This is a genomic window from Maribacter sp. R86514, from assembly GCF_044597005.1.
Lineage (GTDB): Bacteria > Bacteroidota > Bacteroidia > Flavobacteriales > Flavobacteriaceae > Maribacter.
Genome location: NZ_CP138999.1, coordinates 295,943 through 310,103, shown reverse-complemented (window position 1 = coordinate 310,103; position 14,161 = coordinate 295,943). Strand labels below are relative to the sequence as shown.

Here is a 14,161-nt window from a genome sequence, read left to right as displayed (position 1 = left end):
TCTTTAAACCATGAATTGGAAACACGCGCTAAAAGATTACACCACCTATTTAAAACTTGAGCGTGGTCTGTCTAAAAACTCTATTCAGAGCTATACTATGGATATTGAAAAGCTAATGTCTTTTCTCGAAAACCACAATATAAACGCTACGCCTATTCTAATTGACAAAAGCACTGTTCAACAGTTTATTTATGAAATTGCCAAAGTGGTTAACCCAAGGTCACAGGCACGTATAATATCAGGACTCAAAAGTTTTTTCAACTATCTTATTTTTGAAGATTACAGAAAAGACAACCCATTAGATTTAATAGAATCGCCTAAAATTGGACGCAAATTACCTGATACACTTTCTGAAAATGATATAGATAAATTGATTAGTGCTATAGATTTAAGCTCAGCCGAAGGAGAACGCAACAGAGCTATGTTAGAAACTTTATATGGCTGCGGACTTAGAGTTTCTGAACTAATAGGATTGAAAATTTCTGACCTTTTTTTTGAGGAAGATTTTATTAAGGTTACCGGCAAAGGAGACAAACAACGCTTTGTACCTATTAGTGCTGTGAACAAGAAATACATTGATATTTATAGAAACGAAATTAGAGTTCACTTAAAAATACAGGAAGGGTTTCAAGATATTCTATTTCTTAACCGACGTGGCAGGCAACTTACAAGAGCAATGATATTTACCATCGTAAAAAACTTAGCCATAACAATTGACTTAAAGAAAAGTATTAGCCCCCATACCTTCAGACACTCTTTTGCTACTCACTTACTAGAAAACGGAGCTGATTTACGCTCTATTCAACAAATGCTGGGTCATGAGAGTATTACTACTACAGAAATTTACATGCATGTAGACCGTTCGCATTTAGCAGAGGTCATGAATACGTATCACCCTAGAACAAATCATTAAAATTTCCACTTACTACCTATTGTAAGTGCAGCAGGCGTTACTACATGCTTTTCACCAAAAGCACCTATGCTCGGGTTGTTGAATTGTACATTAGTCTTCAACTCAATCATTAAATCAGGATCAACATCATATCCTATCCCGGTAGCAAAACCAATACGATATGGTGTTTGTGCAACACCTGCATTTTCCGTAGCTATCCCTGCTTCTAGCCCACCAAGTAAATATAATCGTTTATTCATGTATACTTTAGCTAATACGCTGGATCTAAATCTTTCACTTAATATATACGTATCATAAAAACCTTGAAGTTCTAATTGAAACGATTTTGAAACTCCGTATTGCACCATAAACGGCTTATGAACATCACCAATTGCAGAAGCAGGATATGCGTTGCCCGGTTATAGATATTCCGGTTAATGACGATGGTAAGTTTGTTACTGGCGGTTCTTCTACTTCCTGACCTTTAGAAACAATTACAAATAAGAATAGAAAACTATGTACAAGAACTTTCATAGGTCAAATATCGGTTATTGAAATAAATTCCTACAAAAGATATTTTAAAAATAAGAACCAACGAAATACTTGGCAAAAATTTAACTTCCAAGCATTTAGAAAACTTCTATCCTACATAAATTGAAAAACTCCTAATCTTTAAACTGACTATAGTCTCTTTGAAACGGACGGATGATTAATCGTGCTTCACGATCAAAGCGAATGTAGTTATATACCCAATTGATAAATACGACCATTCTGTTTCTGAATCCGATTAAGAAAAAAAGGTGTACGAACATCCAAACAAACCAAGCAAAAACACCTTGAAACCTAAATTTCTTAATATCGCAAACCGCTTTGTTTCTTCCAATAGTAGCCATACTACCTTTATCAAAATACACAAACGGCTGCATAGGTCTGTTCTCTATTAGATTTATTAAATTTTTACCCAATAAATTTCCTTGTTGAATTGCCGGTTGCGCTACCATTGGATGCCCACGAGGATTATCTTCTGTCGCCATGCAAGCAATATCACCAATAGCGAATATCTCTGGATGACCTATTACCTGATTATATTCGTTTACATTTATTCTATTACCACCTGCAATAACATCTTCTGCATCTAAACCTTTTATACCAGCTCCTTTTACCCCGGCAGCCCAAACTACGGTTGCCGCATCGAATTTAAGATCTGTTTTTGTGGTAACCGTTTTGCCATTATACCCGGTAACACGAACTCCTTTCCATACTTGCACTCCTAATTTTTCTAAGAAGTCCTCTGCTTTTTTCGATGCTTGCGCACTAAAACCCGGCAATAAGCAATCTCCTCCTTGCACTAAATTTATCTGCGCCCTTCTGGTATCTAAATCAGGATAGTCTTTTGGTAAAATACCTTTCTTTATCTCTGCCAAGGCACCAGACAACTCTACCCCTGTTGGTCCACCACCTACAATTACGAAATTCATTAACGCGTCTCTTTCATGATAATCATCTGTAAGTAGCGCTTGTTCAAAATTCTCTAATATTAAACTACGTAGATTCAACGATTGTGGAATAGACTTCATGCTCATCGCATTCTTTTCAATCTCCTTATTACCAAAGAAATTGGTCTCAGAACCTGTCGCCACCACTAAATAATCGAAACTGATATCACCGATATTCGTATTTACTTTTTTACTTGCGGTATCTATATAATCAACCTCTGCTAAACGAAAATAAAAATTATCGTAACCTATCAAAACCTTACGTAAAGGGTATGCTATAGAATCTGGCTCAAGACCGCCTGTAGATACTTGATATAATAATGGTTGAAAAGTATGGTAATTGTTCTTATCGATAAGAACGACCTGTACTTCTTGCTTACTTAATTTTTTAGCGAGAGAGACTCCGCCAAAACCACCACCTATTATCACAATTCTAGGATAGCTCGAAAGAGGTATGTTCATAGTATGAATACTTAAATGCTAAATTAAACAAATGGACTTCTACTTTAAAATAATAATGTGTTTTTAGTATCTTTAAAAGATAACTCAAACAAATAGCACCATGCGTAAAACCCTTATTTTATTGGTAGTACTCGGTACTTCCTTTTATTCGATGAACGCTCAAAAGAGCGAAAAAGATATTATTAAAAATTTAGAGCAAAAAAGTGCCGAATACGGAATTATAGCTCAAAATATTTGGGAATTCGCAGAAATGGGATACCAAGAAGAACAAAGCTCCGGTCTTCTTCAAAAGACCTTACAAGATGCTGGTTTCACTATAAAAAAAGGTGTTGCCGGTATACCAACTGCTTTTATAGCAGAATACGGCAGTGGTAGTCCTGTAATTGCCATAATGGGCGAATTCGATGCCTTACCCGGTCTTTCTCAAAAAGCGGTCTCTGAAAAAGAATCTGCCGGTGCCGCGGCAGGTCATGCATGTGGGCACCATTTATTCGGTACGGCCTCTACAGCTGCTGCCATTTCAACGAAAGATTGGTTAGAAGCTAACAACTCTAAAGGAACTATACGTTTTTACGGTACACCAGCGGAAGAAGGTGGTTCAGGAAAAGTATATATGGTTCGCGAGGGACTTTTTAATGATGTAGACATTGCTCTACATTGGCACCCTGGAGCACAAAATGCAGCAAGTGCCGGCGCAGCTTTGGCTAACAAATCGGCTAAATTTAGATTTCACGGTATTTCTGCTCATGCCGCGGCATCACCAGATAAAGGTCGTTCTGCTTTAGATGGTGTTGAAGCTATGAATATGATGATAAATATGATGCGTGAGCATATACCACAAGAAGCTCGTATACATTATGTTATTACAGATGGCGGTAAAGCACCTAACGTAATCCCTGATTTCTCAGAAGTATATTACTATGCCCGACATAATAGACGTGACGTAGTTATAGAAATTTTTGACCGTATGGTAAAAGCTGCCGAAGGTGCTGCATTGGGTACCGGTACAACTATGGATTATGAAATGATCGGTGGCACGCATGAATTACTACCAAATCTTACTTTACAGAAAGTGATGCACGAAAACTTATCTGAAGTTGGCGGAATGGAATATACAGCAGAAGAAAAGGCTTTTGCCGATAAAATCGCAAAATCATTAGGTCGACAAAAGGCTGATCTTGCTACGGCAAAAAGTGTACAACCATACAAAACCGAAGCTAAAGCATTTGGTTCTACAGATGTTGGCGATGTTAGTTTCACCGTACCAACTGTTGGTTTTAGTACTGCTACTTGGGTACCAGGCACACCTGCGCATAGCTGGCAAGCAGTTGCCGCTGGCGGAACATCTATTGGTAACAAAGGCATGATGATCGCTGCAAAAACATTGACCATGACCGCAATTGATTTATTCAAGGATAAAAAATTGGTAGCATCTGCCAAAGCTGAGTTCTTAGAAAAAAGAGGTACAGATTTTAAGTATATACCGCTTTTGGGGGATAGAGCTCCTGCATTAGATTACAGAAAATAATTTTAGAGGTATATACTATAAAAAGTGCCAAAGTCAATTTTGGCACTTTTTTTATTTAATTAAAGAATTCTTGTAACAAATAAAACTTTTGTTAGACTAACATGCTAACAACAACCAACCAATAGTGAAGAAAGACCTTGAACACAAATTTGTGACCGAGCTACAGGACAATCAAAATATTGTCCATAAAGTCTGTACACTGTACACAAATGACCGCGACTCTCACAATGATCTGTTTCAAGAAATCACTATTCAATTATGGAAAGCATACCCTAAATTTAGAGGCGATGCAAAGTTTAGTACATGGATGTATCGTGTGGCATTGAATACCGCCATCACTTTATACCGAAAAAATAAGAGAAGAATTGATACCGCCGATTATGAGTCTATAATTTTTAAAATCAAGGCAGATGAGTATGATGAAACCGAAGAATTGCAATTAAAGCTTATGTACAAAGCGGTAAAGCAATTGAACGATGTTGACAAAGCATTGGTTTTTTTATATCTGGAGGATAAAAATTATACTGAAATCTCAGAAACTTTGGGTATTACCGAAGTAAATGCACGAGTGAAGATGAATCGTATCAAAACAAAATTAAGAACCATTTTGAACCCATAAGAGTATGACGGACGAACTGGAATTATTGAAAAAAGACTGGCAGAAAAAGGAATTTAACGTTCCTAAATTGAGCTATGATGAAATACATAAAATGATATGGAAGAAATCTTCCTCTATCGTTAAATGGATACTTATTATAAGCGTACTAGAATTTACACTACCCCAACTTCTGTATCTTTTACCTTCTTATAAAGATGGAATGGAAATTTATGAAAATATAGGTATTGCAAAATATTTAAAAGTATTATCTGGTTTAACCTATTTGATAGCATTTTACTTCATCTTCCAATTCTATAAAAGATTTAAGGAAATCTCAGTTTTAGATAATTCTAAAAACCTGATGAAGAAAATAATAAAGACCAGAAAAACCGTTAAACACTATGTTATCTTTTCTTTGTCTATGATTATGGTTACAATAATCGTAATGATCATAGGCGTTTATCTGAACGATAATATCATCTCAGCTTTCCCTGAACTAAAAGATAGTCTAGAAAACATATCTGCAGAAAAGCTAAAAATTACCATTATGCTCTCTATAGGTATTTTTGGTATTATCTTAACCCTAGCAGTTGGTGGAATCTACTTTTTACTTTATGGTCTATTACTTAGAAAACTGAAGAACAACTACAGTGAACTAAAACATTTAGCAGTTTAAGACTGTCGCCATTTACGCTGTTTATTTTCTTCTTCGACCGCTAATAATTCTTTTTTAGAAATCACCTTTAAAAATGAAGGGTGCTGCTCAATGGCATATTCTAGTTTCTCTATTATGGACTCAGAAGATTCATTCTGATAATCGATCTGTAAGGGTTCTTTAATGACTAAAGATTGGAGTATTCCTTTTTTCTTAACCCGTAATCCTTTCTTGTCAAAAGAACGCCTGAAACCGTCTATAACCACCGGCACTACAACAGGTTTGTATTTTTTGATAATATGTGCCGTACCTTTTCTTAGTGGTTTCCAAGGTGTTGTCGTACCTTGAGGAAATGTGATTACCCAACCATCGTTTAAAGCTTTACCAATACTAGAGATGTCGCTCATTTTCACCTGTCTCTTTACATCTTTCCCTTCTGAACGCCAAGTTCTCTCTACACTGACAGACCCTGCATATGCCATAATTTTGGTCAATAGACTTTTACTCATGGTCTCGGCAGCCGCGACATAATACATATTCAATTTGGGTTGCCATATATAACCTAAATTTTTAATAGAATCTTCCCTACCGCTTAAACTGGCATTGAATACATGAAACATAGCTACAACATCAGCAAAGTATGTTTGATGGTTACTTACGAATAGTACATTTCTATCAGGTAAATTTCTAATTATATCAGAGCCTTCGATTTCTAACGTATTAAAACCCTTATAGCGCTGATGCGACAGTAAGGCCAAAATACGAATTAGCCATTTTTTTATATATAAGTTATGCCCAAAAGGGTTTTTATCAAATAATCCCATAGAATGCTAAAATAAATAAATATGCCTTACAACACTTGTTTTAATAACTCTTTAATCTCGTTCAACATCATTGCAGTAGCACCCCAAACAATATAACCGTTTAATTTAAAGGCAGGTACTTCAATATCTACAGCATAAGATGTAGTTATTTTTTTAGAGACCACTTTTGCTTCATCTAAGAAATCGAGTATTGGAACTTCTAGAATTGACTCTACCTCAGTTTCTTGTTTGACAAAGGGTTTGGGCTCTTTATAAAGCCCTATATATGGCTGCACGATAAAATTACTTGGCGGTATAAAAATTTCTGAAATTTCTTTCACCAAAGTAACGTCATTTGGCTCAACCCCTACTTCTTCAAAGGTTTCCCGTAGTGCGGTGTTCAACAAACCATCATCAGTCTTTTCCGCTTTACCGCCCGGAAAACCTACTTGATTAGAATGAACGCCCTCATACGTTTTTCTCAATATCAACAGAAGATTGGTATTTTGATTTACCGTTGGATAAAACAATGCCATAACTGCCGCCTTTCTTGGATTCTTCTTTGAAAGGTTAATTCGCTGCAAATCTTCAATACGACTTTCTGGTGCCATTTTGTACTGTGAAGCTTCTCCCGGTAGCGGTAGATCCTTTATTTTTGATATTCGTTGTTCAAAAAAATTGAAATCCATGCGTTCACTTAAATTCAATATATTCCTTTTCGTTGCTATTGTAGCTTTTAATAGCTGCAAAGATACCCCTAAGAAGATTGACAATACAACTTCTAAATCATCGACTGCATTAGACTCTACTAAAATTACAGAAAAAGAAGTTATAATAGAGAAGCAAGAAGAAGCTTTTGAACTGACCGAAGACAATGCTATAGATTTCTTTTTCAACTACGAAAAAACTTTAAAATCGAATAAGGTTAAAATCACTACAAACCTAGGTAGCTTTACCATAGAATTATTTGAGAACGTGCCCTATCATAGGGCAAATTTCATTTATCTGACCGAAAAAGGTTATTTTGATTACACTCAATTTCATAGAGTTGTGAAAAATTTCATTATTCAGGGTGGAAATTCCGATGATGAACGAACCGGAAAGAAAAGAAATGATTTAGGAAGATATTTATTACCACCTGACACCCGAAAAGGTCATAAACATCATAGAGGTACTGTTTCTATGCCTAGTAGCGAAATGGACAACCCTCATATGTTGGCCAGCCCTTTTGAATTTTTTATAGTGGTAACCGACCCTGGATCTTATCATTTAGATGACGAGTACACTCCTTTTGGTAGAGTTATAGAAGGTATGGACGTAGTTGATAAAATTAATAATGTACCGGTTGAAAAAGGTGATTGGCCTTTACAGAACATTTACATTGAAAAAGCCGAAATCTTAGAGTAGTAGTTTGTTGTTCGTTGTTCGTTGTTCGTTGTTCGTTGTTCGTTGTTCGTTGTTCGTTGTTCGTTGTTCGTTGTTCGTTGAAGCACCATTATTTGGCTTCGCCAAATATTTTAAAAAAACCTATATTTCTTTGTGATATATATTTGGGAGCGAAATTTTAAAACGTACCGCCAATATCCTCATAATGATAATAGTTACAATTGCCATAGAATAGGCTATGGTATTTTGTATTGGAAATTGAATTAAAAGAAAATATACCAATCCGCCCAAAATACATACCGTTGCATAAATTTCCTTTCTAAATATTACCGGTATTTCATTACATAGAATATCTCTAATTACCCCACCAAAACAAGCTGTGATCGTACCTAAAGCTATACACATTACAATTGGTAAATCCGCGGCTAAACCTTTTTCAATACCCACCATGGTGTACAGTCCGATACCTATAGTATCAAAAAGAAATAGTGACTTTCTAATATATTTCAATTGCTTTACAAAAATAACCGCCAACAGAACGGTAACTACAATAATCAACAAATGCATAGGTGCGTTCAACCAACCAACAGGTCTAATACCAATTAATAGATCACGCAAAGTGCCTCCACCAACGGCTGTTACAAATGCAATGATAAAGACACCAAATGCATCTAGCTTTTTATCCATAGCAACCAAAACTCCTGATATGGCAAATGCGATAGTTCCTAAAATATCAATGATAGCATAAAACATTGATTATATCTTTTGGGTAAAGTAATTATAATCTTTTAGCACGGTATCCAAATATTGAACATCATACAATTCTGAATTGTTCTGCAATATACTATCTACTTTATCTCTAAGTGCTTTAAGTGTTTTAAAATCATTACTTTTTTTAGCTATACCAAAGGTTTCTTTGATCAGTCTTACATCTTTATCGGTCAACATGGTAACGTTAACAAATGTGGGCACATACGTATCTTCTACTTCTTCTAAAATGGTATGAGAAACTTTTGTTTTGTTCTTAGTACTTATCACCACAGTACCAGCTGCGGCATCACCCAAGCGTTGTCTTTTTTCTGAAAATAAAATAGAAAGTATACCTATAGAGCCTACAAAAATCCAAATATCTACCAAACGAAGCATCCAACGAATTAAATAATTGCTCCAGTTTACCGGCGAACCATCAACTGAGACTACCCGCATCTTCATAATCATTTTACCAACAGTTCTTCCATTAAATATAATATGCATCAATAAACTGTAAAACATTGCTGGTAAAGAAATTAAGCCCACAATACCTCTCTGTGTCCATCCATCATTATAAACATAACCCACTGCATCGCCAATAAAATCGACCAGAATATAATAGAGATATAATATAAATGCATCTATAAAAAATGCCACAATTCGTTCACCAATACCAACAATAGTATAATTAAGGTTAACATTTTGCGTTGTATTGATTTGAAGGTTATTCATTAAGTCTTAAATTTAACAAGGTAAATATAGTTTATGCGCGAAGCTGCTTTTGTAAAGCAAAATAAGGAAAAATGGATAGCATTCGAAAAAGCTATCAACCTTGGTGCTGCTTCTAACCCAGATGAACTTGTCAATGGCTACATTCAACTAACAAATGATTTAGCCTACGCGCAAACGTATTACGCAGAAAGTAAGACTTTATTGTATTTAAACGAATTAGCTTCTCAGGCTCATCAAAAAATATATAAGAATAAAAAAGAAAGCAAAAACCGAATTCTTAGCTTTTGGCTTTATGAATTCCCACTTTTTTTCAAGCAATATCATTACACATTAGGTATCGCTTTCATAATATTTATAATAGCTTCTGCCATTGGTTCATTATCTGCTTTGAACGATTCTACCTTTGTTCGTTTAATTTTAGGTGATGCATACGTAAACGAAACCCTAAATAATATTGCTAACGGCGATCCTGCCGCCATCTATAAAGGTGGTAGTGAAATTGGCTCATTTTTAGGTATTACTATCAACAATATAAGAGTTGCATTTCTTGCATTTGCTTTTGGAGTAATAACCAGTATAGGCACTGGCTATATTCTTTTCAGTAACGGAGTAATGCTTGGTGCATTCATCACCTTCTTTTATACAAAAGGGGTTTTCTTTGAAGCGAATAAGCAAATATGGCTACATGGTATCATAGAAATTTCAGTTATTATCATTGCGGGGTGCGCTGGCTTAATAATGGGCAATAGCATACTATTTCCTAAAACGTACTCTAGACGTGTTTCCTTTATGAAAGGTGCAAAAGATGGACTAAAAGTTGTTGTCAGCACTATTCCGTTTTTTATCATTGCCGGCTTTATTGAAGGTTTTATTACACGATATACAGGTATGCCAAATTGGTTGGCATTTCTTATTATAGGCGCGTCTTTATTCTTAATCATATTTTATTATATCGCATACCCGATTATACTCAACAACCAACATGAAAGACAATTACATACCGTTACGGGTAAACCGTGATTTTGGCGGAATCGTATCCGTTTATTTCGACTTTTTTAAACAGAATATTAAAAACTTTACCAATGTTTTTATAAACTACAATGGTGTTTTTTTAATAGGTCTATTAATTACTAGTTACTTATTGGTATCTGGCTTTTTAGGGATGATCGCACAAGAATCTAGCAGTAATTCATTTGCCAACGGTACAGAGTTTGAACAAGACTATTTTATCTACTTAGGCATTGGCGGCTTTTTATTCGTCATTATTTTTTTAGGTGTCGCTTTCTTGAACTATTCGTTATCTACTAGTTACATGATTAAATACGTTGAGACTAGAGATAAAAACGTTGATAAAAAAGTGGTTTGGCAACTGGCAAAGAGTCAATTTGGAAATATCTTTTTATTCGTATTATTACTTATTCCTATTTATTTTGTGTTTCTCATTGCCGCCATTATTTTGGCTATTATCCCAATTGTGGGGTTTATTGGGCAATATATAGTTCAATTCTTTTTAACCGCATGGGTAGGTGTTTCTTTTTTTGACATGTTACAAAAGAAAAAAGGAGTAACAGAAGCTTTAGGTGAAGGTTGGAAATTAGTAACCACTAACTTCTGGAAATCTGTAGGTGTCAACTTTATCTTAGGTCTCTTATTAGGTATTTTACTAATGATCGCTTTAATAGTACCTGGCATTATCATAGGTATCTATACCTTTCATGTTGTTGAAAATAACGTAGACTATTCACATTCCATAGTTTCTACAATTGTATACACCTTAGGCACGTGTATTGTACTAATAATTGCGGTGTACGGTCAATGCCTTAGTCAATTTGTAAATGGTGTCTTATATTATGCCCTCTATGAAAAAATATACAACGAAAATACTAGAGCTACCATAGAACAAATAGGTCAAAACGATTAAATTGAAGTATATTTTTCTTATCACATTCTTCCAAGTAACCATTCTCTGCACTTTTGCCCAGGGTACAAATGATAGTATCATAAAAATTGATTCTTCGTCAATATTGAACATTAGGACCAATGAAAAAGATTTGTCAAGAAAATATACTGGTGATGAGTTTAATTATACATTTAAAACAGGAGAATCTCAAAACTTGCTGGCGCGATTCATAAATTGGGTGGGACAAGGATTGAGTAATATTTTTGGTATTAACATTTCACCGCAAGTATTACAAATCATTGAATATCTCATTTATTTTTTACTGGTAATTCTTGCTATTTACCTCATCGTTAAGGTGCTGATCAACGAAAATTTTAATTCACTTTTTCAGAAAAAAGTAAAGACCATTAACGACATCAACTTAACAGAAGAACATATAGAGGGTATTGACATTAATAAGTTACTGACCAAGGCAATTGAGAGTAAGGATTATAGACTGGCTATACGCTACCAGTTCCTACTTACATTACAAAAGTTATCTAAAAGTGATATTATAGAATGGCATTTTGACAAAACAAACTCTGACTACCTTTCTGAAATAAAACCACCTGAAATACAAAAAGGGTTCAAACAAATAGCCTACCTATATGATCACATATGGTATGGTGAACAAACTATAGATAATATTAAATACACGAAATCGGTTTTGGATTTTGAATCGATCAACAAACAAATTCAAACATAACTTGGGTAAGCGTTCTAAAATAATACTTGGGCTTTTGATTGCGGTGCTAATTGGTATCATCGTGACAGAAATTGTGCGTCCTAGACCCATCAATTGGAGACCGTCTTACACATCGGTTTCTAAAATTCCGTTTGGCTGTTTTGTTCTGTTTAACGAACTACCAAACATATTTTCGAACAACGAAATTGAATCTGTCGAAAATAGCATGTACGATATTCTAATTCAACGAGATAGCTCCATACGCTCCAACTATTTAATCATCAATGATTTTGTCTATTTAGATGAGCAAGAGACTAATCAAGTTTTAAAATATGTAGCTGACGGCAATCAAGTTTTTATAGCTAGCAACAATCTTACAGGTCAATTAGCTGATACATTAAATATTGAAATCAGACAACAATATGACATTCAAGAAGATTCTGTAAAAGCTTCGTTTACCAATCAAAATTTTGAACAAGAACATTTCTATTTTACAAGAGGTGTTGACCCAAGTTATTTTGCAAGTGTAGATACCTTAAAAACAGAAATTCTAGGACACCTACAGTTTAAGTCTTCTACCTTTTTAGAAAATAACGTAGATGAAATTAAAGTTAGACCCAACTTTATCAAAACAACTTTTGGCAAAGGAAATTTCTTGATAAATACCTTACCAGTTGCCTATACCAACTATTACGTTTTGGGTGATAATAGTAACTACAGTGTTCAAAGTTTTTCCTACCTAAACGACGAACTTTTGTATTGGGACGATTACAAGAAATCTGGCAGAAAAGTTATTACTTCACCTATGCGGTTTATATTGAACCAGCCTGCATTAAAATGGAGTTATTACTTACTTGTCATAGGTCTGCTGCTTTTTGTAATATTTAAAGCAAAAAGAGAACAGCGAATCATACCTATTATTAAACCTTTAGAAAACTCTTCTGTAGAATTTGCAAAAACTGTGGGATCACTATATTATCAACATAGGGATTATACTAATTTGAACCATAAAAAGATAACTTATTTTTTAACGCACATTAGAAATAAGTACTACCTAAACACTTCAGTTTTAGATGAGAATCTAATAACCCAATTAAGTGCTAAAGCAGGTAAATCTATAGAAGAAACAAAAGCTTTAATTGAACTCATACTTAATCTAAAAAACAAAACGGTACATACTGAACAGGATTCTTTAACCCTAGTTCAGAAAATAAATACATTTAAACAATCTTATGGAAGATAATACACAGGATGAAAACAACGTAGAATTTAATTCGCGCATTGATCTCTCTAAATTACAAGAATCTGTAGCCAAGGTTAAATCTGAATTAGGAAAAGTAATTATAGGTCAACAAGATATGATCGAGTTACTGATTGTTTCTATTTTGGCAAATGGGCATTCACTTATTGAAGGCGTACCTGGTGTTGCCAAAACAGTGACCGCAAAGCTTTTGGCAAAAACAATGAACGTAGATTTTAGTAGAATTCAGTTTACGCCAGATTTAATGCCAAGTGATATTATAGGTACTTCCATTTTTAATGTAAAAACCTCGGAATTTGAATTTAAAAAAGGTCCAATTTTCTCTAATATTATTCTAATTGATGAGATAAACCGTGCACCTGCCAAAACCCAAGCCGCTCTTTTTGAAGCTATGGCGGAACGACAGATTACTATTGATGGAAATGAATTTGAAATGCAGCCTCCATTTTTGGTATTCGCAACACAAAACCCTGTTGAGCAAGAAGGCACATATAGACTGCCAGAAGCTCAATTAGACCGTTTTCTATTTAAGATAAATGTACACTACCCAACTTTAGAAGAAGAAATACAGATACTTGAAAACAAACACCAACAGAAAAATAAGAACGTTGAAGCACTAATAGATTCCGTTCTTTCAGCCGAACAGATCGCAGCTTATCAATTAGTGATAAAAGATATTATCGTTGAAGATAACTTACTCAAGTATATTGCCGCTATCGTGAACAATACTAGAACAAATGCTAATTTATATTTAGGTGCATCGCCAAGAGCTTCAATAGCAATTTTAGATGCTTCTAAAGCCGTTGCAGCCATTAACGGAAGAGATTTTATTACTCCCGATGATATTAAAAAAGTAGTAGGTCCTATTCTAGGTCATAGAATTATCTTGACCCCTGAAAGGGAAATGGAAGGCTATACTGCTGAGAAGATGATTAGCGACCTTATTCAAACTATAGAAATTCCAAGATAATCAT

At 34.7% G+C, this 14,161-nt stretch carries 16 protein-coding genes; 10 read left to right on the top strand and 6 right to left on the bottom strand.

The genetic code is table 11. From position 1 onward, the window contains the following. The first annotated feature begins 10 nt into the window (after nt 1-10). Entirely contained in the window at nt 11-913 is a 903-nt protein-coding gene (gene xerD, locus SJY30_RS01290) for a site-specific tyrosine recombinase XerD (RefSeq protein WP_396633821.1), read from the top strand. Here the strand turns inward: xerD and SJY30_RS01285 are convergent. Continuing rightward, nucleotides 910-1,152, bottom strand: a complete 243-nt coding sequence (locus tag SJY30_RS01285; RefSeq protein WP_396633820.1) for a hypothetical protein — start codon at nt 1,150-1,152, stop codon at nt 910-912. The two genes, xerD and SJY30_RS01285, sit on opposite strands and share 4 nt — an antisense overlap. A gap of 405 nt (nt 1,153-1,557) precedes the next feature. Further along, on the bottom strand, nt 1,558-2,850 hold the full coding sequence (locus SJY30_RS01280) for an NAD(P)/FAD-dependent oxidoreductase (RefSeq protein WP_396633819.1): 1,293 nt from the start codon (nt 2,848-2,850) through the stop codon (nt 1,558-1,560). Between the two features lie 100 nt (nt 2,851-2,950). Between SJY30_RS01280 and SJY30_RS01275 the strand changes: the two genes are divergently transcribed. From SJY30_RS01275 to SJY30_RS01265, 3 genes are all read left to right on the top strand, one after another. Beyond that, a complete protein-coding gene (locus SJY30_RS01275; protein ID WP_396633818.1) occupies nt 2,951-4,378 on the top strand; it encodes an amidohydrolase in 1,428 nt (475 codons plus the stop codon). A gap of 124 nt (nt 4,379-4,502) precedes the next feature. Then, a complete protein-coding gene (locus SJY30_RS01270; RefSeq protein WP_036155776.1) occupies nt 4,503-4,997 on the top strand; it encodes an RNA polymerase sigma factor in 495 nt (164 codons plus the stop codon). 4 nt (nt 4,998-5,001) lie between these two features. Further along, entirely contained in the window at nt 5,002-5,652 is a 651-nt protein-coding gene (locus tag SJY30_RS01265; protein WP_396633817.1) for a hypothetical protein, read from the top strand. Here the strand turns inward: SJY30_RS01265 and SJY30_RS01260 are convergent. Then, the gene (locus tag SJY30_RS01260; protein WP_396633816.1) at nt 5,649-6,455 is read right to left on the bottom strand and encodes a lysophospholipid acyltransferase family protein; all 807 of its coding nucleotides are present in this window, start codon (nt 6,453-6,455) and stop codon (nt 5,649-5,651) included. The two genes, SJY30_RS01265 and SJY30_RS01260, sit on opposite strands and share 4 nt — an antisense overlap. A gap of 26 nt (nt 6,456-6,481) precedes the next feature. Beyond that, entirely contained in the window at nt 6,482-7,123 is a 642-nt protein-coding gene (locus SJY30_RS01255; RefSeq protein WP_396633815.1) for an NUDIX hydrolase, read from the bottom strand. Between SJY30_RS01255 and SJY30_RS01250 the strand changes: the two genes are divergently transcribed. Next, entirely contained in the window at nt 7,122-7,841 is a 720-nt protein-coding gene (locus tag SJY30_RS01250) for a peptidylprolyl isomerase (protein WP_396633814.1), read from the top strand. The genes SJY30_RS01255 and SJY30_RS01250 overlap by 2 nt on opposite strands. Before the next feature lie 120 nt (nt 7,842-7,961). Here the strand turns inward: SJY30_RS01250 and SJY30_RS01245 are convergent, their stop codons facing one another. Both SJY30_RS01245 and SJY30_RS01240 read right to left on the bottom strand, forming a co-directional pair. Next, a complete protein-coding gene (locus tag SJY30_RS01245) occupies nt 7,962-8,573 on the bottom strand; it encodes a trimeric intracellular cation channel family protein (protein ID WP_396633813.1) in 612 nt (203 codons plus the stop codon). A gap of 3 nt (nt 8,574-8,576) precedes the next feature. Then, nucleotides 8,577-9,302, bottom strand: coding sequence for an RDD family protein (locus SJY30_RS01240; protein ID WP_396633812.1), 726 nt, complete (start codon nt 9,300-9,302; stop codon nt 8,577-8,579). Between the two features lie 33 nt (nt 9,303-9,335). On the opposite strand from SJY30_RS01240, the gene SJY30_RS01235 reads away from it, so the two are divergent. The 5 genes from SJY30_RS01235 to SJY30_RS01215 are packed head-to-tail and all read left to right on the top strand — an operon-like array spanning nt 9,336 to nt 14,157. Further along, a complete protein-coding gene (locus SJY30_RS01235) occupies nt 9,336-10,322 on the top strand; it encodes a stage II sporulation protein M (RefSeq protein WP_396633811.1) in 987 nt (328 codons plus the stop codon). Next, complete coding sequence (locus SJY30_RS01230; protein WP_396633810.1) at nt 10,285-11,223, top strand: hypothetical protein; 939 nt, start codon at nt 10,285-10,287, stop codon at nt 11,221-11,223. The genes SJY30_RS01235 and SJY30_RS01230 overlap by 38 nt, the downstream gene beginning before the upstream one ends. A 1-nt stretch (nt 11,224) precedes the next feature. Continuing rightward, nucleotides 11,225-11,947: a hypothetical protein gene (locus SJY30_RS01225; RefSeq protein WP_396633809.1), complete on the top strand. Its 723-nt coding sequence runs from the start codon at nt 11,225-11,227 to the stop codon at nt 11,945-11,947. A 34-nt stretch (nt 11,948-11,981) separates the two neighbouring features. After that, a complete protein-coding gene (locus tag SJY30_RS01220) occupies nt 11,982-13,169 on the top strand; it encodes a DUF4350 domain-containing protein (protein ID WP_396633808.1) in 1,188 nt (395 codons plus the stop codon). Next, nucleotides 13,159-14,157, top strand: coding sequence for an AAA family ATPase (locus SJY30_RS01215; protein ID WP_396633807.1), 999 nt, complete (start codon nt 13,159-13,161; stop codon nt 14,155-14,157). The genes SJY30_RS01220 and SJY30_RS01215 overlap by 11 nt, the downstream gene beginning before the upstream one ends. Nucleotides 14,158-14,161 lie beyond the last annotated feature (4 nt).